The sequence below is a fragment of the Ruminococcus sp. genome (assembly GCF_017549005.1).
Taxonomy (GTDB): domain Bacteria; phylum Bacillota; class Clostridia; order Oscillospirales; family Ruminococcaceae; genus Ruminococcus.
Genome location: NZ_JAFYYT010000028.1, coordinates 1 through 21,387, shown reverse-complemented (window position 1 = coordinate 21,387; position 21,387 = coordinate 1). Strand labels below are relative to the sequence as shown.

Sequence of the window (21,387 nt, the reverse complement as noted above, 5' to 3'; positions counted from 1 at the left end):
CAAGTACAATAACCAAAATCGTCATTATTTCATATAGAAGCTATCCAGAGCCTATGCAAATTGTATATTATCTACTATAAACTCAGCTACAAAATGGAGAATGTGACAAATTCAATACAAATCGTAATAAATTCACTTGTGAACTAAATATGTACACGGTATAATCTACAAATAGTTATCAAAAAGCCCCTCCGAACTACATCAGAGGGGCTGAACAGACACTATTCGACCTATTACCTTTATTTATAATGTATAACTATGTAACTTATTGCCGAAGCGGCTGTTTTATCATGTGAAGTACTTCACACCGCTCTCGAATATCTTCTGATCCTTTTCGCCCTGAACGTTCTTGCAGATGAAGCTGCCCTTACGCTCGGAGTGTCCCATTTTACCGAATACACGGCCGTCGGGTGAAGTGATACCCTCAATAGCCTCTATCGAAGTATTCGGATTGTAGCGGATATCCATAGTCGGGTTGCCGTCAAGATCAACATACTGAGTTGCGATCTGACCGTTATTGGCAAGCTGCTGGATAAGGCTTGCGGGAGCTACGAAGCGTCCCTCGCCGTGTGATATCGGAACTGTATGGATATCGCCCACCTCGCAGCCGTAGAGCCACGGGCTCTTGTTGGAGGCGATACGTGTATTTACCATCATGGACTGGTGACGGTTGATAGTGTTGAAAGTAAGCGTCGGAGCGTCGTCTGCCATATCGATTATCTCGCCGTAAGGAACAAGTCCCAGCTTGATAAGCGCCTGGAAGCCGTTGCAGATACCCAGCATAAGTCCGTCACGGTTCTTGAGGAGATCATGAACTGCGTCCTTTATCTTGGGGTTGCGGAAGAATGCTGTGATGAACTTACCGCTTCCCTCAGGCTCGTCACCGCCGCTGAAGCCACCGGGGATCATGATTATCTCAGAGCGTCTTACCGCATTCTCGAAGTATCTTATGCTCTCCTCGATATCACCTGCGGAGAGGTTGCGTATAACTACTACCTCTGGCTTAGCGCCTGCCTTTTCAAAGGCTCTTGCAGTATCGTACTCGCAGTTCGTTCCCGGGAATACAGGGATAAGAACTCTCGGCTTTGCGATCTTCGTGGATGCTGCAAGCTGAATGCGGTTAGGCGATGAATATGTCTGGGGAGTCGTGTCCGTAGTCTTTATACGACACGGGAATACAGGCTCAAGCTTGCCCTCCCAAACTCTCTGGAGATTGTCGAGATTTACTGTATAGTCGAGACAGAGTATCTTGTAATCGGATATAGTCTTACCGATAACGTTCTCGCCGTTCTTTGCGTCGCCCTTGAGTTCGATGATGAATGCACCGTAGCAAGGCTTGAAGAGCTCCTTGGCACTTAATCTTGCTGTGAACTCGAAGCCCGTCTTGTTACCGAAGCACATCTTTGCGATACCCTCGGCAAATCCGCCGTATCCGTTTGTCCATACAGCGTTTGCACGGTCGTCCCTGATGATCTGCTCTACCTTGTCGAAGCAAGCCTTTATGCTGTCAAACTTAGGAAGTCCGTTCTCATCATACTCGGGAACTATTGAAATAACAGTATTTCCTGCGCCCTTGAACTCCGTTGAAACTATCTTGTCTGCCATAGCAGTCGATACTGCAAAGGAAACAAGTGTAGGAGGAACATCAATGTTCTCGAAAGTACCGGACATTGAGTCCTTGCCTCCGATAGCGCCGCAGCCCATTTCGAGCTGAGCCTTGAATGCACCGAGAAGCGCAGCCATAGGCTTGCCCCAGCGCTTAGGATCGTTCTGTGTTCTCTCGAAGTATTCCTGGAATGTGAGCCAGCACTTCTTATATGTACCGCCAGCTGCAACTACCTTAGCGATAGACTCGATAACTGCCAGCATTGCGCCGTGATAAGGCGACTTCTCGGATATATCGGGATTGTAGCCCCAGCCCATGAGTGAGCAGGTATTTGTTTCACCTGTAAGTACGGGTATCTTTGCTGCCATAGCCTGTGAAGGCGACATCTGGTATACACCGCCGAAAGGCATAAGGACTGTTCCTGCGCCGATAGTGGAGTCGAACTTCTCAATAAGCCCCTTCTGCGAGCAGACATTGAGGTTGGACATGAGCTGAGTCCATGAATCTGCGCTGTCTGCTGTATCTGTATCTGCAAGAAGCTCGGGAGCTTCTACTTCTATGTCGGTATACTTAGGAGCTCCGTTTGAGTTGAGGAACTCGCGTGAAAGGTCAACGATAGTATTTCCGTTCCATACCATTTTAAGTCTTGGCTCTTCAACAACATCTGCAACGAGAGTAGCCTCAAGGTTCTCCTTTGCAGCCTCCTCAAGGAATTTGTCAAGGTCCTCGGGAGCGATGACTACAGCCATTCTCTCCTGAGACTCGGAAATAGCTATCTCAGTGCCGTCAAGGCCGTCGTACTTCTTGGGTACAGCATTGAGGTTGATGACAAGGCCGTCTGTGAGCTCGCCGATAGCGACGGATACGCCGCCTGCGCCGAAGTCGTTGCAACGCTTTATCATTCTTGTTACCTCGGGATTGCGGAACAGTCTCTGGAGCTTTCTCTCCTCGGGAGGATTACCCTTCTGTACCTCTGCACCGCAGTGCTCGAGAGATTCAAGAGTATGCGACTTTGATGAACCTGTTGCACCGCCGCAGCCGTCGCGGCCTGTCTTTCCGCCGAGGAGAATAACGATATCTCCTGCAACGGGGCGCTCCCTGCGTATATTCTCAGCAGGAGCCGCACCGAGAACTGCGCCTATCTCCATACGCTTTGCAACGTAGCCGGGGTGATAAACCTCTGCAACATGGCCTGTTGCAAGTCCGATCTGGTTGCCGTATGAGCTGTAGCCGTTTGCAGCTCCGAGAGTTATCTTTCTCTGAGGGAGCTTGCCTGCGATAGTATCTTCAACAGGTACCAGCGGATTAGCCGCACCTGTAACACGCATTGCCTGATATACATATGAACGTCCCGAAAGCGGATCGCGGATAGCGCCGCCGAGACAGGTAGCCGCACCGCCGAAAGGCTCGATCTCTGTTGGGTGGTTATGGGTCTCGTTCTTGAACATGAGTATCCAGTCCTCGAGCTGTCCGTCGATATCCACCTTTATCTTTACGGAACAAGCATTTATCTCCTCGCTCTCGTCGAGGTCGCCCAGCTTTCCGTCAGCTTTAAGCTTCTTTGCCGCAAGTGTAGCAAGATCCATAAGGGTCATGGGCTTGTCCGTTCTGCCCAGCTCCTTGCGGACATTCACATACATATCGTATGTATCCTTTATATAAGGAGTATTTATCTTTACGTTTTCAACATTTGTAAGGAATGTGGTATGACGGCAGTGGTCAGACCAGTAGGTATCTATCATCCTTATCTCTGTGATAGTGGGGTTGCGCTTTTCCTCATTGCGGAAATAGTCCTGACAGAACTTGATATCGTCATAGTCCATGGCAAGTCCGAACTTGTCAACGAATGCATGAAGTCCGAATGCATTGAGGTTGATGAAGCCCTCAAGCTCCTCAACTGTAGTGGGGATATCATAGTTTGTATCAAGAGTCTTTACAGTTTCCAGCGAAGCCTCGCGGCTCTCAACAGGGTTGATGATATAAGCCTTGAGCTTTGCGAAGTCTGCGTCGCTGATTATACCCGAGATTATGTACACTCTTGCATTTCTCACACGGCAGCGCTCTCCCTGGCGGAGTATCTGTATACACTGCTCGCAGCTGTCGGCTCTCTGGTCGAACTGTCCGGGGAGGTACTCAACGGCAAACACTCTGTCTGTCTCGTTTACCTGCGGGAGCTCGTCATATACCACATCAACGGCAGGTTCGGAGAAAACTGTGTTTACAGCAGCCTTGAAATCCTCCTCGCTGAGCTTGTCTGCGTCGTATCTGTTGAGGATACGCACACCTGAGATATTAAGTCTGAGAGCGGTCTTGATATCGCTGAGCACAGACTGAGCCTCTACTGCAAATTCAGGCTTTTTTTCAACGTAAATTCTGAATACGGACATAATTCAGATCTCCTTTCAAGCAATTATGCATTAATACTGGTCTGTGACAAGGCTGCCGAAGCAGCAGTCGTGACCATACTCTTCTATTATAACACTTCTTATCTGATTACGCAAACTTTTTTCGGGAAATTTCCGATAAATCTTTACTAATGTATAATCAGGTGCATATCCGTGATGAAATTCTGTAGAATTTTCACGCTCAAAGAGCACAGGGACAGTCCTTCCCACCAGTGAACGCAGGTAGCCCTCCCGTGTTTCCTCTGCGGCGGCGGTCATTTCCTGCCAGCGCTGAGTTTTCACCATATCCGGGATATGTCCGTTCATCTGGTCTGCCTTTGTTCCCTTTCTACGCGAGTATCTGAACACATGGACCTTTGAGAAGCCTATCTTCTTTACGAAATCAACGGATTCCCTGTGGTCCTCACCGGTCTCCTGAGGGAATCCCACCATAACGTCAGTGGTAAACGAGCATTCAGGGAAAACTCCGCGGATATGCTCTGTGAGAGCGAGGTACTCCGCAGCGGTATACTTCCTGTTCATGGCTCTGAGAGTCTTTTCGCAGCCGCTTTGCAGTGAAAGATGGAACTGCGGACAGAACTGCGGAACAGCGGCAAGACGTCTCAGGAGAGTTCCCGACATTCTCTCGGGTTCGAGGGAACCAAGTCTTATGCGTTCCACGCCTTTTGTATTGGCACAGAGCTCCACGGCGTCCGCAAGGTCGCGTTCGATATCGCTGCCGTAGAATGCAAGGTTTATGCCCGAAAGCACTATTTCCTTCACTCCCCCTGCGGCTATGGCCTTGACCTCGTCATAGAGCAGGTCCATAGACTTAGAGCGGCAGTGTCCGCGCGCATAGGGTATCATACAGTATGAGCAGAACTGGTTGCAGCCGTCCTGTATCTTCACAAAGGCGCGGGTATTATTGTCGAATTCGGTACATCTGAGGGGCTCGAAAACGTCCCCGTCCGTATAATCGGAGAGCTGAACGATACGCGAACGATCTCTCAGGCAGCCTGCCACCAGTTTCACCATAGCTCCGCGGTCTTTGGTACCGACGATGATATCGGCTTCCTCTATCTTTTCCGCTTCCTCGCGGTTTGCCTGAGGATAGCAGCCCGTAAGGGCTATAACTGCATCGGGCAAAGCCTTTCTCAGCTTTCGGAGAGCCGTCAGTGTACGGCTGTCACCCGAAGCTGTTACGGTACATGAATTTATCACCACAGCGTCGGCTGAAAGAACTTTTTCAGCAATGACAAAGCCTGCGTCGCGGAATTGCGACTTCATGCACTCTGTTTCGTATTGATTGACCTTACATCCGAAGGTCACAAAAGATATTTTGTACATAAACCACCTTTAAATTTCTATCATATTGCATATTCCAATGTGAAATATGCACAATTTTCACTAACAATCTTTATGCACTCTACATAGTTAAATTGGTGCAAAACCTCTTCTCAGTGTCAAAGCAATTACACCATATTGACGAATTTTTGACAAACAGCTTGACACCCGTGAATATACGTGATATTATATAGTTGCGGTAAAGGAAAAGGCCGCAGAAAAAGAAATAAACAAGAAAAAAACACAGACATCTGAAACCAGGAGGTAAAGTATGACTAAAACAACTGTTAATCTTCAGGCAATCAACGACGTAAAGGATTTCGTCAACATCGTTATGAAGTACGATTTTGACATCGACCTCGTTTCCGGCAGATACGCAGTAGACGCAAAGTCTATCATGGGTATTTTCAGCCTTGACCTCTCAAAGCCAATCGAACTCGACATACACACAGATGATGCTGATAAGTTCCTCAAAGAGATCGATCGTTTCATTGCAAAGTAATCAAAAAGCAACGTAAATAAACACAAAGCAAAAGGGATATGTTCCGAAAGGAATGTATCCCTTTTCTTTTATACTTTGCTCACTGAGAGACCTTCAGCTCCCTGTGGAAGGTGTTTCCGTTGCTTGCGTCAATATATACCTCTCCTATCTTGTCGTCCTTGACGGGAACTATCCATGTAAGGACAGGTCCGCTGTAGATAGCGAGTCTCGGAACTGCGTCCTTTGATACCTTATAGTTGTCAGCCGCACACTTAACAGCCACCGCAGGCGAGACTCTCGGTTTCGTACTGAACTCCCATGTATCGGAATAGGTACTGTTGATGATTATAGGCTTATAGCCGTCGGACTTGTCAACGGTGAGCTCGATATAGCTGCCGATGACCTCCATATCGCTGTAATACTGGTCGAACCTGTAATCCAGCCTGTCGCCGTAATCGGTAGTGCCGCTGAACCTCATCTCGGAATACACATCATTGAAGCCCATTTCCTGCGAGAATGAAGCTATAAAGTCAAGAGCGGACTTTTCGTCCTTTACAGGCTCATTTCCGAGAACTCCCTGTATAAGTCTTACGGTATCGTTCTCGTCACGGGTGACGAAAGCGTCCTCCTCGCCCCTGAGCGGAGTTACCTCCTCTATAGACCTCTGCTCGACAGCCCATGTAGTGGGTCTGTCGTCCTTTTTCTCCTTATGGCTGCTCTTTTTCGCGGAACAGCCGCAAGCCAAAAGCGCACAGCAGCTCAATACCGCTGCGGCTACAGCTCTTTTATCCATTGTGCTCCCTCCGTCACATTATTGCCTGTCATAATAGCTTTTGCCGCCGTTGGGGCGAAAATACGTCCTGATATAGCCGTCTGTTGACAGTATGACGAACTCGTTGGTGGCTTCGATATAATATACCCCGTCGCCGTCCTCGGCTTCGGTCTTGTGCAGCGCCTCTGAATTGTTGATAACGTCGCTGGCGCCCTTTTCGTAATCCTTGGCAGTTCTATAGTCGAAATCGTCGGCAAACTCCTGTCCGTGCTTCTCAAAATGCTCGTTCAGGAGCTTTTTGCTGCGGAAATGATACTCCACATAGGTACCGTCCTCGCTGTCGAAAACAGAAGCAGTCTCCGTTGCAGGAGCGGAAGTCGTGGTTTTGGTGGTCTTACTGCCGTTTTTGCCTGACTTTGAAGCAGTTGTCGTCTTGTTTTTCGCTTTTGCCGAAGTAGTTTTGCCCGTTGTGGTCCTGGCAGTCTCCGCAGACGCAGAAGGCTCCTGAGTTGCCCACCCGGCTATCTCTATAGCAGTAGTAGTCACCGCAGCCTTTTCAGGCTTAACGGTAGTGGTGTTATTATCCCTGCAGCCGCCGAGCATTGAAGCGGCAAGCACCGCAGCTGCCGAAAAAGCGGCAAATATTTTTATTTCTTTCACGCCCTGCCCTCCTGACAAAAACATTGTAACTACATTATACTGCATATCTTGCAAAATATCAAGTTACAAAACAGCAAAAATCCTGAGAACCGCAAAAGTTCTCAGGATATGCTGTTATCTGAGGAAATAATGCTCAATGCCCTAAAGCATGGACTTCTCTAAGATCGTATGTCACCTCAAAGGAATCGTCGTCACACTCGCTGTAGAAGCTGTTGACGATACGGTCCGCCACAAGGCGTCCGCCGTCGTCGTCAGCGCCGATGAGCAGCACCAGTATCCTGTCCTCGCCGCATACCGTGGAAATATCTCCCCTGCGGAGACATTTGCGTATCTCCTCGGAAAGAATGCCCATCATCTGCTCCCACTTGTCATAGGAGCTTCTTCTGTGGGTACTGAGGTTGAACAGAAGTATCTGTGTGCGCTTCTGAGTACGCTCAAGGAATCTAAGTACAAATCTGAAAATATTTGTAAAATCCACTGAGCGGACGCAGTACGCGCCTGATTCGCCGTCCTTTATCTTTAAGAGGCTGTCTATAGTAATTGATCTGTGAAGATCGTTATGCGGAACTACCGTCGCAAGGGATTTGGCCCTGCGGAGAAGGAGCTGACCGCATATAGGTGTTCTTATAACATCGTCAAATCCGAGAGCCATAAGTATCTCCTGATTTTCGCAGGTACCCTCGGAGGTGAACGCAGCAACGGGTGTATTGCAATGCTTTGCAGTAGCGCGGATATTCTCGATAACCGAGCCTACAGAGCCGCTGCAATACGACTCGGAAACGATGATGATATCACAGCAATCGGGAAGCCCGTTGGAATCGGGAGCTATCACGCATTCAAAGCATGAGCCGAGATTCTTCTCCCAGTATTTAGTTTTCTTCGCACTGTCGATTATACCAGCCCTCATTGCTTCACCACCTGTTCAAAAAAAGTTCACAAGTGAATTATATCATATTCACGAAAAAGTATCAATTATCGTTTCTTACAAATTTTTCCGATTTTTTTTGGCAGTATTACCGCTTGACATAACGAAAGGGGCTTCGCTCCGTAGATAGCGGCGAAGAGAATCCGCCGCTTAGTGATCAGTTTTTCAGTGGAGCGGCGTTACCCGCAGTCTTAGCACTTGGTTCTCGGCTCCGGACACAAAAAGGCGCTCCCGAAACAACGGGAGCGCCGTGATAAGCTGCAATTATATAATCACTTGATTATTCTTACTCTGATAACGCCGTCAATTGCATTGATCTTGCCCTCAACTGTAGGAGGAACATCGCCAACCACATCGAGCATTGTGTAAGCAAAGTCCTTCTTGCTTGCGTTTACCATGTTTTCGATGTTGATACCCTCGTTGCCGACAACTGTTGTGATAGAAGCGATAGTTGTAGGAACGTTCTTGTGGATGATACAGATCTTTGTGCCTACTGCATTCATGGAAGCGTTAGGAAGATTTACACTGTTTCTGATATTGCCGTTCTCGATGTACTCGATAAGCTCCTCGGAAGCCATAACTGCACAGTTGTCCTCGCTCTCGGGAGTAGAAGCTCCGAGGTGAGGGAGAACGATAACATCGTCAACGCCGAGAACTACATCGTCAGCGAAGTCTGTTACGTACTTTGCGACCTTACCCTCAGCGATAGCCTTTACTACAGCCTCGCTGTTGATGAGCTCGCCTCTTGCGAGGTTGATAAGACGAACGCCGTCCTTCATCATAGCGATCTGCTCAGCGTCGATAGTATTCTTTGTCTGAGGAGTATAAGGCATATGTATTGTGATATAGTCACTGTTTGTATAGATATCGTTGATATCGGAAACGATCTTTACGGAAGGCTCAAGGTGAAGAGCTGCACCTACGGAGAGGTACGGGTCGTAACCGATGACCTTCATGCCGAGAGACTCAGCAGCGTTTGCGATCTTGCCGCCGATAGCGCCGAGACCGATGATACCGAGAGTCTTGCCTGCGATCTCAGGACCTGCAAACTTTGACTTTCCGCCCTCAACTGTCTTGGGAGCGTCAGGTGTGCCCTTGAGTGAAGCTGCCCATGAAGCTGCCTCAACGATCTTTCTTGAAGAAAGGAGAAGCGCACAGATAGCGAGCTCCTTAACAGCGTTTGAGTTAGCGCCGGGAGTATTGAATACACATATACCCTCCTGAGCGCAGCGCTCTACAGGGATATTGTTAACGCCTGCACCTGCACGTGCGATAGCAAGAAGATTGTCGCCGAACTGCATATCGTGCATCTTTGCCGAACGAACCATTATTGCGTCAGGATTAGCGCAGTCCTCGGATACTGAGTACTTGCTCTTGTCAAAAACGTCTGTGCCGATAGCCGAGATCTTATTTAATGTCTGGATCTTGTACATTTCAGTAAACCTCTTTCTATATTAATATTATGGAATGCATTAAAGATTATCAGGAATTCTCTTCCTCGAACTTCTTCATGAAAGCAACGAGCTTTTCAACGCCCTCGATAGGCATAGCATTGTAGATAGAAGCTCTCATACCGCCCACTGTTCTGTGGCCCTTGAGGTTCTCGAAGCCTGCTGCCTTTGACTCTGCAACGAACTTCTTGTCCAGCTCCTCATTGCCTGTGATGAAAGGAACGTTCATGAGCGAGCGGTCCTTCTTCTCAACAGTGCCCTTGAACATCTTGCTGCTGTCGAGGAAATCGTAAAGGATCTTAGCCTTCTTCTCGTTGTGCTTCTTCATAGCCTCGAGGCCGCCCATCTTCTTGATCCACTTGAATACCTTGCCGCATACGTAGATACCGTAGCATGGAGGAGTATTGTAGAGAGACTCGTTGTCAGCCTGAATCTTCCAGTCCATCATAGTAGGTGTGCACTTGAGTGCGGGACCGTCAGCGATGAGGTCCTCACGAACGATGATGATCTGAACGCCTGAAGGACCAACGTTCTTCTGAACGCCGCCATAGATAACGCCGTACTTTGTTACGTCAACAGGCTCTGAGAGGAAGCATGAGCTTACGTCTGCAACGAGCTCATGACCCTTTGTATTCGGGAGCTCCCAGAACTTTGTACCATAGATAGTGTTGTTCTCGCATATGTAAACATAATCCACATCGTCGGGAATATCGAGATCTGAGCAGTCGGGGATATAAGAGAATGTCTTGTCGGCAGATGAAGCTACCTTAACGACTTCACCGTACTTCTCAGCTTCCTGAGCAGCCTTCTTAGCCCACTGACCTGTGATGATGTAAGCAGCCTTGCCCTTCTTCATAAGGTTCATAGGAACACCTGCGAACACCAGTGAAGCACCGCCCTGTACGAAAATAACCTTGTAATTATCGGGGATATTCATGAGGTCGCGGAGATCCTTCTCAGCTTCCTTGATTATCTCGTCATAAACCTTTGAACGGTGTGACATCTCCATTACGGACATACCGCATCCCTTGTAATCCATCATTTCCTCTGCACATTCCTTGAGAACTTCCTCAGGAAGAACTGCAGGACCTGCGCTGAAGTTATAAACTCTGCCCATGTTAAAAAACCTCCAGATTGATATGTAAATTGGTAGTATTTGCAATACAATATAAATTATACTCCTTTAATTAAAATAAGTCAATATGAAAAAGCGATTTTTTTAAAGTTTGTTATTTTTTTGGCAAAAGCCACGAAAAATGGTAGGGCAAATTTGTAAAACTGCTTTTTTTGGCGATAAAAAAGGACTGCCGTATCAAAACGGCAGTCCTTTTATCGTACTTTTATTACATCGGCTATTCTTATTTGATACGGTCGCTGCGTACCCAGCCCTTGTCAAATTCTGAATAATACCAGTAATAGTTGCCCTGCTTTTTCTTCGTTCTCGAAATAAGATGAACCGGCTTACCCTTTGTATCCTTTGCAATTGAAGCAACAACCTTTGATTTTGTGTTAGGTTCTGCTCTGAAATTGGTGTTGCCCTTGATATCTACCCACTTGTCGCATTTCACTGTTGCAACCTTAGCTACTACTGCTGCTTCTGCAACGATAGCTGTGTCATTAACTACATATTTTGCAACTGAAGGAACAGTTACTGCTCCGACCATAGCAAATGCTGCGACAAATGATGCGATTCTTCTTTTAATGTTTGTCATAATTATTACCTCCATTACTGAAAAATAAATTAGTAAATAAATGCTCGAGCAAGTATATTATATTACACAGATTTATTTTTTTCAATAGTTTTTGTATAATCTTTTCTCAATTTTGATAAAAATTGTTACAAACAACAATCAATCAATTCTTTTGATTGCTCTTTTTAGCAAACCGTGTATAAAAAATTTCTTGTAATGTTTAATATGTTTAACATACAAAAAGGACAGCCGAAGCTGTCCGTATATATTATTCACCATAAGCCACCGCAATAACAGTAATATTGTCCTTGCTGCCGTTCCCGAGAGCCTTGTCCATCAGGAGATGAAGCCGTGTTTTAAGATTTTTCGGCATTTCCAGTATCTCCTCCATATCGAGGACGGAAACATAATCCGAAAGTCCGTCCGTACAAAGCAGAAGAAGGTCGCCGTACTCCATGCCTCCTTCAAGCTCCGCTATATCTATCGTCGGCTCGGACTTTACATTGCCCAGCACAGGAAAGATAATGTTCCTGTGAACATGGGTCCTGCGCTCCTCGGTAGTGATAGCGCCCTCGTCAATGAGGAGCTGCACAAGGGACTGGTCACGGGATATCTGCTTTATACGTCCGCCCCTGTAGCGGTAAAGCCTTGAATCTCCCACATTGAAGGTAAATATCCTTTTCTCCCCGTCAACTGCGATACCGCATATGGTAGCCTGCATATTGTGAGTCTCGGGGTCGGATTCGCTGTAATCCGCAAGTCCGTGATGTACCGAGAGAAGCTTTTCCTCCAGGTCTCCTCCGCCTGTGAAGCCCTTATCGCGCAGGAGCTCCAGGCACATCTTTGAAGCGAGCTCTCCCGAGCGCTCTCCCGACACTCCGTCGGAGACCGCCGCTAAGAAAGGCTCTTTCAGCATCTGCTCGGAAGAGCCCGAATCCATAACGCTGCCGTTTATGAGCATTGCGTCCTCATTGTGGGGCATTACGCCCTTGTCTGTCACTCCGCAGCAGTAATACATCAGGTCTCCTCCTCTCTTTATATGATATCGTACATTTTCATACCGTTACGGCAGGTTATCTCAAGGAGCTCCTCCACGGGTATCCCCTTTATCTCTGCCGCCTTTGCCGCAGTATATGCTATCATGGAGCTGTCGCAGCGGCTTCCTCTGAATGGCTCTGGAGCCATATACGGACAGTCCGTTTCCATGAGAAGTCTGTCCATAGGTACAGCTTCAAGGGCTTTCAGAGCTTTTTTTGCGTTTTTGAACGTTAAAACTCCAGTAAAGCCGATATACATACCTGTCTTTACTATTTCCCTTGCGGTCTCCGCAGAGCCGCTGAAACAGTGGACAACACCCTTAGGACAGTACTCTTTAAGTATCTCAACAGTATCCTCGGCAGCATTGCGGCTGTGGACTATCACAGGCATATCAAGCTCTTTCGCGAGCTCCAACTGCTCACGGAAAAAGCGTATCTGCTTTTCACGGTCGTAGCCCTCGTAATGATAATCGAGACCTATCTCTCCTACTGCCTTTATTTTCGGCTCTGAGGCTATCAGCTCACGGAGAGTACCGATATAATCCGCAGGAGTCTCATCAACGCTTTCGGGGTGAACTCCCACAGAGGCGTAGATATAGTCATATTTCTGTGCGAGCAGCACGTTATCACGGGAGTCATCAAGGCCTGAAGCAGCAAGCATAACAAGCTTTATGCCCTTTCCCGGGAGCTCCGCAAGCACCTGTTCCCTGTCCCCGTCGAAAGCGCTGTCCGCATAATGCGCGTGGGTATCGAATATCTCCATTATCACTTCTCCGAGAAATACTCGTCCTTTATGCTTGCAATGAAGCTGCTGCTGGGGATAAAGTCCTCGCTGGCATTTGTTCCGTTGAGAGAGAATGCCAATGCAAATGCGTTTCCGTGCTCAAAGAGGTACTTTATAGCAGATTTGCGTTCCTTATAGTCGGAAGATGTGATATTCGACTCCGTCATATTTATCAGGGAATTGAAGCTGTTGTCAAGAGTATCCGAGATGTACTGTCCGTCAGTCTGATTAATCATGGAAGCCACAACAGAAGCGGCTGTAAAGGCTCTTTCGCTCTCCCCGTCGCCGAACATCGTATATGTCACGAACATGAGCGCCTGGTCACTGTTGAGGAACTGCGAGCTGCCGTCGTTCTTGAAACCGGCGATATCGGCGTTAACAGGGTACGAAACTCCTCCGAAGATGTCGCAGGCCTTTTTGAAGCCGTCGTCGCCGAACTTCATATATCTGTCCACCTTTATATCAAAGACCTTCTCAACAAAGTCTACTGCTCCCTCGGGACCCTGATTTGCGTACTTGTCCGAGATACCTATCTGCTCGTCGTCAGCAAGGGCTATGGAGTTTGAAGGTATGCCGATAAGGAGCAGCTGCTCCTTTACAGGCTGCGAGCGCATGAGCACAAAGGTCGGCGGACATAATTCGTTTGAAGAATCCAGTATCAGCAGTACGGTATGGTTATCCTCATTGGTAACAACGCCGTCCACACGGGGTACGGGCTCAGAGGGCTTCTCGATAACGCCGAGTCCCCAGTAGCGCCACGCAAACAAAGCGCCGCCGCCTACGATAATAAGTCCGATGAAGATAGTAAGAAGAAAAGGTACTGCTACGTGTCCTGTTTTTTTAGCCATTTTAAAGGCTCCTTTCATTTTTTCTGATCGTCAGATCGTTGTCATTCTCCTGTATTTTTTTATAATCTCAGTGATATCAACTTATCGTATAACGCAAGTCTGAAAAATATCCGCCATGAAATGAATAAAAAATTTTTTCCATAGCGACAGTTTAAAATCAAACCGCTGAGATACGGTTGTCAACAGAGTTTTCCACATTTTCAACATGAATGAATTGCCTGTCAGTGTTTAAACACATAATTCAACAGTCTGTTGAAACAGAACAGTCGTTCATTTCCAGCGAGCTGTACTCTTTCGCCAAAACAACGATATACAGGCAAAATGTCCGTGCCACAGATGTGAAATCCCTGATATTTCCCGAAGCTTCGGGACGTTTTCGGTGTTGATATCTAACCCTGCAGTGGCTCTGTATTTTCAACAGTCTGAATTTTAATTCATATATGCTTCCGCTATTGTTGATTTATATAAAATAGTGTGATATAATTAATAAGGCTCTTCAAAAACGTTATCCATGAATACGAGCTTGCGGCGTATGCTTTCTATATCGGGACCGCATTCGTCGATGAGCGCATACACTTCATCAAGTCCGAAGCGGCGTATCCTCAGCCCCCTGCGGACCGCATAGTTCAGGGTCTGATATGTGCCCGATTTGAACGAGCCTTCATTGAAGTATGAGATAACAGCAGAGGCATTTTCCACCATGAAGTAGTTGCGTATCTTGTATACCTCGGGAGAAGTATTCTCTCCGCCCTTTCCGTAAACTACGGCAGGGTCGGTATTGGTCGTGAGCAGAAGGTCGCAGCCCTGCTCGGCTTCTGCAAGAAGCTCCTTGTAGCGCGGACTGAAACGCTCGGCATGGCGCAGGAAAGGCATAACGCCTATAAGGCGTATACTGCTGTCGGAGCGCTTTTTCGCAAGGACGTACTTCGCAGCCCAGAGGTCTGTACCCACGGCAAGTCCGCTTATAAAGCTCCTGTAGCCGCTTTCCACAGCCATATCTATGTATCTGCACAGCATGAGCTGAACGGTACGCAGAGTGATGCTGCTGTAGATAGGTTCTTTCCTGTACGGAACGATACCTGTTTCACGGTGTCCCGTAAAGCAGACCGCGTTTGCGGAATCTATCTCCGCTTCATCTGACGGAAGCACAGGTACTCCCGAATCAAGTGAGAAAAGCATGGCACACCTCGCTTTCCCGAAAATATCATACATGAAAATTATAACATACATCATATTTTATTTCAAGACGTTTTTTGACTTGTAATTAAATTTTAATTTTGTAAATAAACGAAAGGAAGGATAACGGAATGAAGCCGTATCTGAAAAGAGCATGGGCGGAGATATCGCTGCCGAAGCTGAGAAAAAATGTGGAGATAATAAGGGGGCTCAACTCCCCCGGTACCGAAATAATGGCTGTTGTAAAGGCTGACGCCTACGGTCACGGCGACGAGCACATCGTCCGCTGTCTCGCAGAGCAGTGCGGTATCAGGTACTTTGCAGTATCAAATCTCGACGAGGCTATAGCGGTAAGGAAGTTTGCTCCGCAGGCTGAGATACTCATTCTTGGCTACACTCCCCCCGAATACGCCCATGAGATAGCCATGTACAATATAATACAGGGCGTTGTCTCCACGGAATACGCTCTCGAGCTCGTCAAAAACAGCGCAGAGCCTATCCGCTGTCACATCAAGATAGATACAGGTATGGGAAGAATAGGCCTCAAGCACGATACTCCCGAGGAATGCGCCGCTGAGATAGAAGCAATGATGAAGATAGAAAAACTCTCGGTGGAGGGCATATATACTCATTTCGCAGTTGCGGACAGTGATTCTCCCGACAATATCGCCTATACTGACAGGCAGGAGAAGTTCATCACCGATACATATGACGTACTTGTAAGTCACGGTATAAAGCTCCGCCACCTGCACTTCATGAACAGTGCGGCGACCTGCTACAGGAACAGTCCGCGAAGCACTCTTTCCCGTGCAGGTATCATTCTCTATGGTCTGCACCCCGATGTGAGCCTTGATATCCCCGAGGGGCTTGAACCTCTTATGGAGCTGAAAGCCGTTATATCCCATGTCAAGACAGTAAATGCAGGCGACTGCATAAGCTACGGACGTACATTCGTTGCCGACCGCGAAATGCGTATAGCTACAGTAACTATCGGCTATGCCGACGGTTATTCGAGACTTCTCAGTTCAAAGGGCGAGATACTTGTCCACGGAAAGCGCTGCAAGATAGTAGGCAGAGTCTGCATGGATCAGCTCATGATAGACGTTTCCTACGTTCCCGAGGCTAAATCGGGCGATATCGTAATTCTCATAGGCACAGACGGGAACGACCGTATCACCGCCGACGACCTTGCACAGGTCTACGGAACTATCGGATACGAGGTGGTCTGCGGTATCTCAAAGCGCGTCCCCCGTATCTATATCGAGTGAGCAGACAGCAGAAGGCAGTATTTGCAGGAGAGGATATCAGGCAGTGCCGCAAATCCAGTATCTGACCGGCAATGCTGTATGCAAAGCTGCCTGCACGGTATGTTTTTGCAAGTCAATGAGCCCACAATAATAATGTTTTTTAGGGTATAAGGAGAAAATTTATGAAAAAAACGGCTTTTACACTTGCAGCCACCGCTGTGCTTCTCACAGGCTGCACAAATCCATTTCAAAAGGAAGACAAGACTGCACCTGAGACAACAGTTCCACCCACAACAACTCAGGAGCAGACTACCGAGCCCACAACCGCGGCGAAAAAGCAGATATTCTTCCGCATGGGCGAGGACGAGAATACAGAGCCCTTCCTCACCAGCGACCACATCACCAACTGCTCAATGGAAATAGTTCCCAATGAATCCGGTCAGTCAGACTATGTGGTGGATATCTTCTTCGACGAAGAGGGCAAGGACATATTCGCAAAGGCCACCGCAGAAGCTGCCGCAAACGGCAGTATCATCTCAACATGGTACAACGAGTACCTCATAAGCCGTGCGACTGTCGCTGAGGCAATTACAGACGGCTCCGCCGTTATCTCCGGCACGGATATGCGCGAAGCCGCAAAAATTACGGGCTGGATATACGAATGTATCCAGAAGTCCGAAACTACTGCTAACGAAGGTGAATGATATGGCAAAAGCAATGACGATTTCATATGAGGTAGGCGACAATCTCTACCTCAACCTTACAAATAAATGTCCCTGCGCCTGCACGTTCTGCATACGCAACCACGCTGACGGCGCTTACGGCTCCGATCCCCTGTGGCTGGAGCACGAGCCCTCTATGGAGGAGATAATCGCAGACCTCCGCAAGCGCAACCTCAAAAAGTACCGCGAGGTAGTATTCTGCGGCTACGGCGAGCCTACAGAGCGCCTTGACGCCGTTCTCGAAACTGCCGCCTATCTCCGCAGCAGAGAGAACTGTCCCCGTCTGCGTATCAACACAAACGGTCTCGGCGACCTTATCCACGGCAGGAGTATCGCTAAGGAGCTCTGCTACGAGCTGGACGTTGTGTCCATAAGCCTCAACGCTCCCACAGAGAAGGACTATATGGCAGTAACACGCCCCAAATTCGACAACGCTTTCGAGGCTTTGCAGAAGTTCACAAAGGACTGCGTAAAGGTTGGCAGAGCGGAAGTAATAATGTCGGTCGTTGACGTTATCCCTCAGGAGCAGATAGAAGCTTCACGAAAGCTCGCTGAAAAACTGGGCGCTCATCTCCGTGTGAGAGAGTTTGACGACTGATAAACTGCACATATTCCACCACTTCTCTTTGTGCAGTATTTTTACATTCCGCCTATGGAAAAAATTTCCTTTGTATGGTATAATTATTTATTGAAGGATTTCTCTAATCTGAGATAAGGAGTAATTTCTATGAGTAAAAAAGGAAAAATAATCCTTGCAGCTTCAATTTCCACCTCAGTTCTCGCTCTTACGGCGGCTGCGGTGACTGTTTTCGTCTGCAAGCGCATTTACGAGAAGAATTATTTCTCGGTCACGGATTAACAGGTCAATATTATTAAAAAGAAGGTTGAATAATATGGAAATCAAATTCACAAAGGCAGCAAGCCTCAAGGCTAAGCCACAGCCAGGCGACAAGCTCGGCTTCGGTCACATCTTTACTGATTATATGCTCGTTATGCCCTACGATGAGGGCCAGGGCTGGCACGATCCTGAGATCAAGCCTTATGCTCCTATCGAGCTTTCTCCTGCAGCTATGTGCTTCCACTACGGTCAGGAAGTATTCGAGGGTCTGAAAGCTTACAGAACTGCTGAGGGTAAGGTACAGCTCTTCCGTCCCGAAGAGAACTTCAAGAGACTCAACAAGTCCAACGAGAGACTTGTTATCCCGCAGCTCCCTGAAGAGCTCGGTATGAAGTGCCTCATGGAGCTCCTCAAGGTCGAGAAGGACTGGGTTCCCTCAAAGGAAGGCGAGTCACTCTATATCCGTCCGTTCATCATCGCAGTTGATCCTTTCCTCGGCGTTAAGCCCGGCGATCACTACCTCTTCATCATCGTTCTCTCACCTTCGGGCGCTTACTACGAGAGCGGTCTCAACCCTGTAAACATCTACGTTGAGAGCAAGTATGTCCGCGCTGTAAGAGGCGGTATGGGCTTTGCAAAGACAGGCGGCAACTACGCTGCATCTCTTATCGGACAGGACGAGGCTCACAAGCAGAACTACTCACAGGTACTCTGGCTCGACGGCGTTGAGCAGAAGTACATCGAGGAAGTAGGCGCTATGAACATCTTCTTCGTTATCGACGGTAAGGTAGTAACACCTATGCTTCAGGGCTCTATCCTCCCGGGTATCACAAGAAAGTCCGCTATCGAGGTATGCAAGAGCAAGGGCCTCACAGTTGAGGAGAGACGTATCGACATTCAGGAGATCGCTGACGCTTACGACGCAGGCAAGCTCGACGAGGTATTCGGTACAGGTACTGCTGCTGTTATCTCACCTGTTGGTCACCTCAAGTGGAACGACAAGGTAATGGAGATCAACGGCAACAAGATCGGTAAGATCTCACAGATGCTCTATGATACAATGACAGGTATCCAGTGGGGCAAGATCGAAGATACATTCAAGTGGATCGTTCCTGTTGAATAATAATCACATCAGTAACCGCGCCGCAGTATTTCATATAGGAATACTGCGGCTTTTTTATACCAACACAAGGAGATGATACGATGATAAAACCGCCAAAGCTCCTTTTTGATGAAGAAATGAAGCTTATAGAAGAGTATTTTTCGCTTTTCCCCGAGGACAGGGTGAAAATATACAGCGTTGACGAACAAAGGCTTGAAAACCCGAGAATGTTCCAATGGCTCTATGATAACGCCTCAGCTGAGCTTAAGCTCTACTGGGACTACAGGAATTATTTAGGCGATGAATGTCAGCTTTGTGACGGCAAAGGCATACCTCTCAAACTATCATCCGACAATGGTGCAGCATGGATACAGGAATGGGACGTGGACAAAGACGGTCATTGTCTTTATAAGAATACAAACGAGCTTATCCGAAATACAGACGGAACGCCCATAAAAGCACCGAAACTCGATGAAAGAGTGATAGAGCTTTATCAAAAAGAACGGAATAAATAATTATCTTAGCCCCGAAAAATATATACTTCGGGGCTTTTCATATTACTTCGATAATCTTACGATTATCAATCCTCTCCGCCTTTTCATATAATAAATGTGATCTGCAATAATCATTCCATGCCATAACAGGCGGATAGGAGTTTCAACATGAATAAATACAGAATACTTATAGCAGGCGGCGATATGCGGCAGATATACTGCGCCAAACGCCTGTCACAGGAATTTGAGACAAAACTCATTGGCTTCGACAGGGACAGTCTCCCCGACGAATTTGAGCTGCCCTTTGCGGATATAAGTTCGCCGAAAAAATATGACTGCGCTGTGCTGCCTGTACCTCCCCTCGACGACAAGGGAAACATTTATACACCGTGCAGTTCGGAAACACTTACTCTTCAGGCCTTGCAGGGACTTCTTACGGAAAAGCCTGTGATTTTCGCAGGAAAAGCGAACGAAAAGCTGAAAAAAGCTTTTCCAAATGCAATAATAAGCGATTATCTTCTAAGTGAGGAGCTGAACATTAAAAATGCCGTTCCCACCGCTGAGGGCGCTGTACAACTTGCCCTTGAGGAGCTTCCCGTTACCCTGAACGGACTGAAAGTCCTCGTTGTGGGAATGGGCAGGATAGGCACGGCTCTGGTGCGGATATTGCAGGGCTTCGGCGCGGATATCTCCGCCGCTGTCCATTCTCCGCGCGGAGCTGCCAAAGCCCGCCTCTACGGAGTAAAAGCCGTTCCTACAAAGCGCCTTGGCAATAACTACGGACTTGTGTTCAATACAGCTCCGAAGCTCATTTTTGACAGGAGCACACTTGAAAAGTTCGACGACAGAACACTTTTCATCGACCTTGCGTCAAAACCCGGTGGTATCGACTTTGAAGCTGCTCTGAATCTCGGTCTGAAAGTAATATGGGCGTTGGGACTTCCCGGGAAAACGGCTCCCGTGACTTCGGGTGAGATAATCGCGGAGACTATCAGCTCCATGCTTGCAGAAAGGAGTGACGATATTGAGTGACATCTTAAAGGGACTGCGGATAGGCTTCGCCATGACGGGATCCTTCTGCACATTCGAGAAAAGCTTTCAGCAGGCTGAGCTACTCATGAAAAACGGTGCTGAGCTCCTGCCCATAATGTCCGAACACGCTTCAACTATAGATACAAGATTCGGGACTGCCGCTGAAAATCTCAGTCGGCTAAACTCCATAACAGGCAAAGAGGTCATGCTTTCCATTGCTGAGGCGGAAACTATCGGTCCCAAGGAACTGACCGATATTATGGTAGTCGCCCCCTGTACATCAAATACTGCCGCAAAGCTTGCTGCTTCCGTGACGGATACTACCGTAACAATGGCGGTGAAGTCACATCTGCGCCGCGGAAAGCCTGTAGTACTCGCCATTGCATCAAACGACTCACTTATGGGCTCGGCAAAGAATCTTGGGGAGCTGTTCAACAGAAAGAATTACTATTTTGTGCCAATGCTCCAGGACGACTGGATAAATAAGCCTGCCTCACTGGTAGCGGAGTTTTCACTGCTGCCTAAGGCTGTTGAAGCAGCTCTTGACGGAGTGCAGCTGAGGCCTTTGATTTATCATTCTTTTTATGAATAAAACAGAGCCTTACTCTTCCGAGTAAGGCTCTAATAATAGCATAAACAGAAAAGGACTGCAAAAGCAGTCCTTAAAGTGTCGGCACTGATTTAGTTTCCCGGGCCGTCACCAGCCAAGTATCGTCAACGTGAATGAGCTTAACTTCCGTGTTCGGAATGGGAACGGGTGTGACCTCATTGCCATAAGCACCGACTAAATATT

The 21,387-nt window shown here is 47.7% G+C and carries 21 protein-coding genes and 1 rRNA gene; 9 read left to right on the top strand and 13 right to left on the bottom strand.

The window, feature by feature from the left end:
- Nucleotides 1-288 precede the first annotated feature (288 nt).
- A complete protein-coding gene (locus tag IKW96_RS07040; protein ID WP_296572328.1) occupies nt 289-3,993 on the bottom strand; it encodes a phosphoribosylformylglycinamidine synthase in 3,705 nt (1,234 codons plus the stop codon).
- A 30-nt stretch (nt 3,994-4,023) separates the two neighbouring features.
- Nucleotides 4,024-5,337, bottom strand: coding sequence for a tRNA (N(6)-L-threonylcarbamoyladenosine(37)-C(2))-methylthiotransferase MtaB (gene mtaB / locus IKW96_RS07035; protein ID WP_296572325.1), 1,314 nt, complete (start codon nt 5,335-5,337; stop codon nt 4,024-4,026).
- 268 nt (nt 5,338-5,605) lie between these two features.
- Between mtaB and IKW96_RS07030 the strand changes: the two genes are divergently transcribed.
- Nucleotides 5,606-5,836 carry an HPr family phosphocarrier protein gene (locus IKW96_RS07030; protein ID WP_295087970.1) on the top strand — a complete coding sequence of 77 codons (231 nt, stop codon included), beginning with the start codon at nt 5,606-5,608 and terminating at the stop codon, nt 5,834-5,836.
- Between the two features lie 79 nt (nt 5,837-5,915).
- On the opposite strand, the gene IKW96_RS07025 is transcribed toward IKW96_RS07030, so the two are convergent.
- The 10 genes from IKW96_RS07025 to IKW96_RS06980 all read right to left on the bottom strand — a co-directional run bounded on the left by IKW96_RS07025 (nt 5,916) and on the right by IKW96_RS06980 (nt 15,162).
- On the bottom strand, nt 5,916-6,608 hold the full coding sequence (locus tag IKW96_RS07025) for a hypothetical protein (protein ID WP_296572322.1): 693 nt from the start codon (nt 6,606-6,608) through the stop codon (nt 5,916-5,918).
- Nucleotides 6,609-6,626: 18 nt separating this feature from the next.
- The gene (locus tag IKW96_RS07020) at nt 6,627-7,247 is read right to left on the bottom strand and encodes a hypothetical protein (protein ID WP_296572319.1); all 621 of its coding nucleotides are present in this window, start codon (nt 7,245-7,247) and stop codon (nt 6,627-6,629) included.
- Between the two features lie 133 nt (nt 7,248-7,380).
- Nucleotides 7,381-8,154: a hypothetical protein gene (locus IKW96_RS07015; RefSeq protein ID WP_296572316.1), complete on the bottom strand. Its 774-nt coding sequence runs from the start codon at nt 8,152-8,154 to the stop codon at nt 7,381-7,383.
- Nucleotides 8,155-8,444: 290 nt separating this feature from the next.
- Nucleotides 8,445-9,605 (bottom strand): phosphoglycerate dehydrogenase, encoded by a 1,161-nt coding sequence (locus IKW96_RS07010; protein ID WP_296572309.1) that lies wholly within the window; start codon nt 9,603-9,605, stop codon nt 8,445-8,447.
- A gap of 49 nt (nt 9,606-9,654) precedes the next feature.
- The gene (serC, locus tag IKW96_RS07005) at nt 9,655-10,740 is read right to left on the bottom strand and encodes a 3-phosphoserine/phosphohydroxythreonine transaminase (RefSeq protein ID WP_296572306.1); all 1,086 of its coding nucleotides are present in this window, start codon (nt 10,738-10,740) and stop codon (nt 9,655-9,657) included.
- Nucleotides 10,741-10,981: 241 nt separating this feature from the next.
- Nucleotides 10,982-11,335 (bottom strand): hypothetical protein, encoded by a 354-nt coding sequence (locus tag IKW96_RS07000; protein ID WP_296572304.1) that lies wholly within the window; start codon nt 11,333-11,335, stop codon nt 10,982-10,984.
- 247 nt (nt 11,336-11,582) lie between these two features.
- On the bottom strand, nt 11,583-12,332 hold the full coding sequence (locus tag IKW96_RS06995; RefSeq protein ID WP_296572302.1) for a protein phosphatase 2C domain-containing protein: 750 nt from the start codon (nt 12,330-12,332) through the stop codon (nt 11,583-11,585).
- A gap of 17 nt (nt 12,333-12,349) precedes the next feature.
- Complete coding sequence (locus IKW96_RS06990; RefSeq protein ID WP_296572300.1) at nt 12,350-13,114, bottom strand: TatD family hydrolase; 765 nt, start codon at nt 13,112-13,114, stop codon at nt 12,350-12,352.
- A 2-nt stretch (nt 13,115-13,116) separates the two neighbouring features.
- On the bottom strand, nt 13,117-13,983 hold the full coding sequence (locus tag IKW96_RS06985) for an LCP family protein (protein WP_296572298.1): 867 nt from the start codon (nt 13,981-13,983) through the stop codon (nt 13,117-13,119).
- A gap of 483 nt (nt 13,984-14,466) precedes the next feature.
- A complete protein-coding gene (locus IKW96_RS06980; protein ID WP_296572295.1) occupies nt 14,467-15,162 on the bottom strand; it encodes an SLOG family protein in 696 nt (231 codons plus the stop codon).
- Nucleotides 15,163-15,290: 128 nt separating this feature from the next.
- On the opposite strand from IKW96_RS06980, the gene alr reads away from it, so the two are divergent.
- The 8 genes from alr to IKW96_RS06940 all read left to right on the top strand — a co-directional run bounded on the left by alr (nt 15,291) and on the right by IKW96_RS06940 (nt 21,186).
- Nucleotides 15,291-16,427, top strand: a complete 1,137-nt coding sequence (gene alr, locus IKW96_RS06975; protein WP_296572292.1) for an alanine racemase — start codon at nt 15,291-15,293, stop codon at nt 16,425-16,427.
- Between the two features lie 161 nt (nt 16,428-16,588).
- On the top strand, nt 16,589-17,110 hold the full coding sequence (locus IKW96_RS06970; RefSeq protein WP_296572289.1) for a hypothetical protein: 522 nt from the start codon (nt 16,589-16,591) through the stop codon (nt 17,108-17,110).
- 1 nt (nt 17,111) lies between these two features.
- Nucleotides 17,112-17,726 carry a TIGR04100 family radical SAM protein gene (locus IKW96_RS06965; RefSeq protein WP_296572286.1) on the top strand — a complete coding sequence of 205 codons (615 nt, stop codon included), beginning with the start codon at nt 17,112-17,114 and terminating at the stop codon, nt 17,724-17,726.
- A gap of 129 nt (nt 17,727-17,855) precedes the next feature.
- Nucleotides 17,856-17,987 carry a hypothetical protein gene (locus IKW96_RS06960; protein ID WP_294752449.1) on the top strand — a complete coding sequence of 44 codons (132 nt, stop codon included), beginning with the start codon at nt 17,856-17,858 and terminating at the stop codon, nt 17,985-17,987.
- A gap of 34 nt (nt 17,988-18,021) precedes the next feature.
- Entirely contained in the window at nt 18,022-19,089 is a 1,068-nt protein-coding gene (locus IKW96_RS06955; RefSeq protein ID WP_173460278.1) for a branched-chain amino acid aminotransferase, read from the top strand.
- An 80-nt stretch (nt 19,090-19,169) separates the two neighbouring features.
- Entirely contained in the window at nt 19,170-19,583 is a 414-nt protein-coding gene (locus IKW96_RS06950; protein ID WP_296572276.1) for a hypothetical protein, read from the top strand.
- A gap of 147 nt (nt 19,584-19,730) precedes the next feature.
- A complete protein-coding gene (locus IKW96_RS06945; protein WP_296572272.1) occupies nt 19,731-20,594 on the top strand; it encodes a dipicolinate synthase subunit DpsA in 864 nt (287 codons plus the stop codon).
- On the top strand, nt 20,587-21,186 hold the full coding sequence (locus tag IKW96_RS06940) for a dipicolinate synthase subunit B (protein ID WP_296572267.1): 600 nt from the start codon (nt 20,587-20,589) through the stop codon (nt 21,184-21,186). The genes IKW96_RS06945 and IKW96_RS06940 overlap by 8 nt, the downstream gene beginning before the upstream one ends.
- Nucleotides 21,187-21,262: 76 nt before the next feature.
- Here the strand turns inward: IKW96_RS06940 and rrf are convergent.
- Nucleotides 21,263-21,379, bottom strand: a 5S ribosomal RNA gene (rrf, locus tag IKW96_RS06935).
- Nucleotides 21,380-21,387 lie beyond the last annotated feature (8 nt).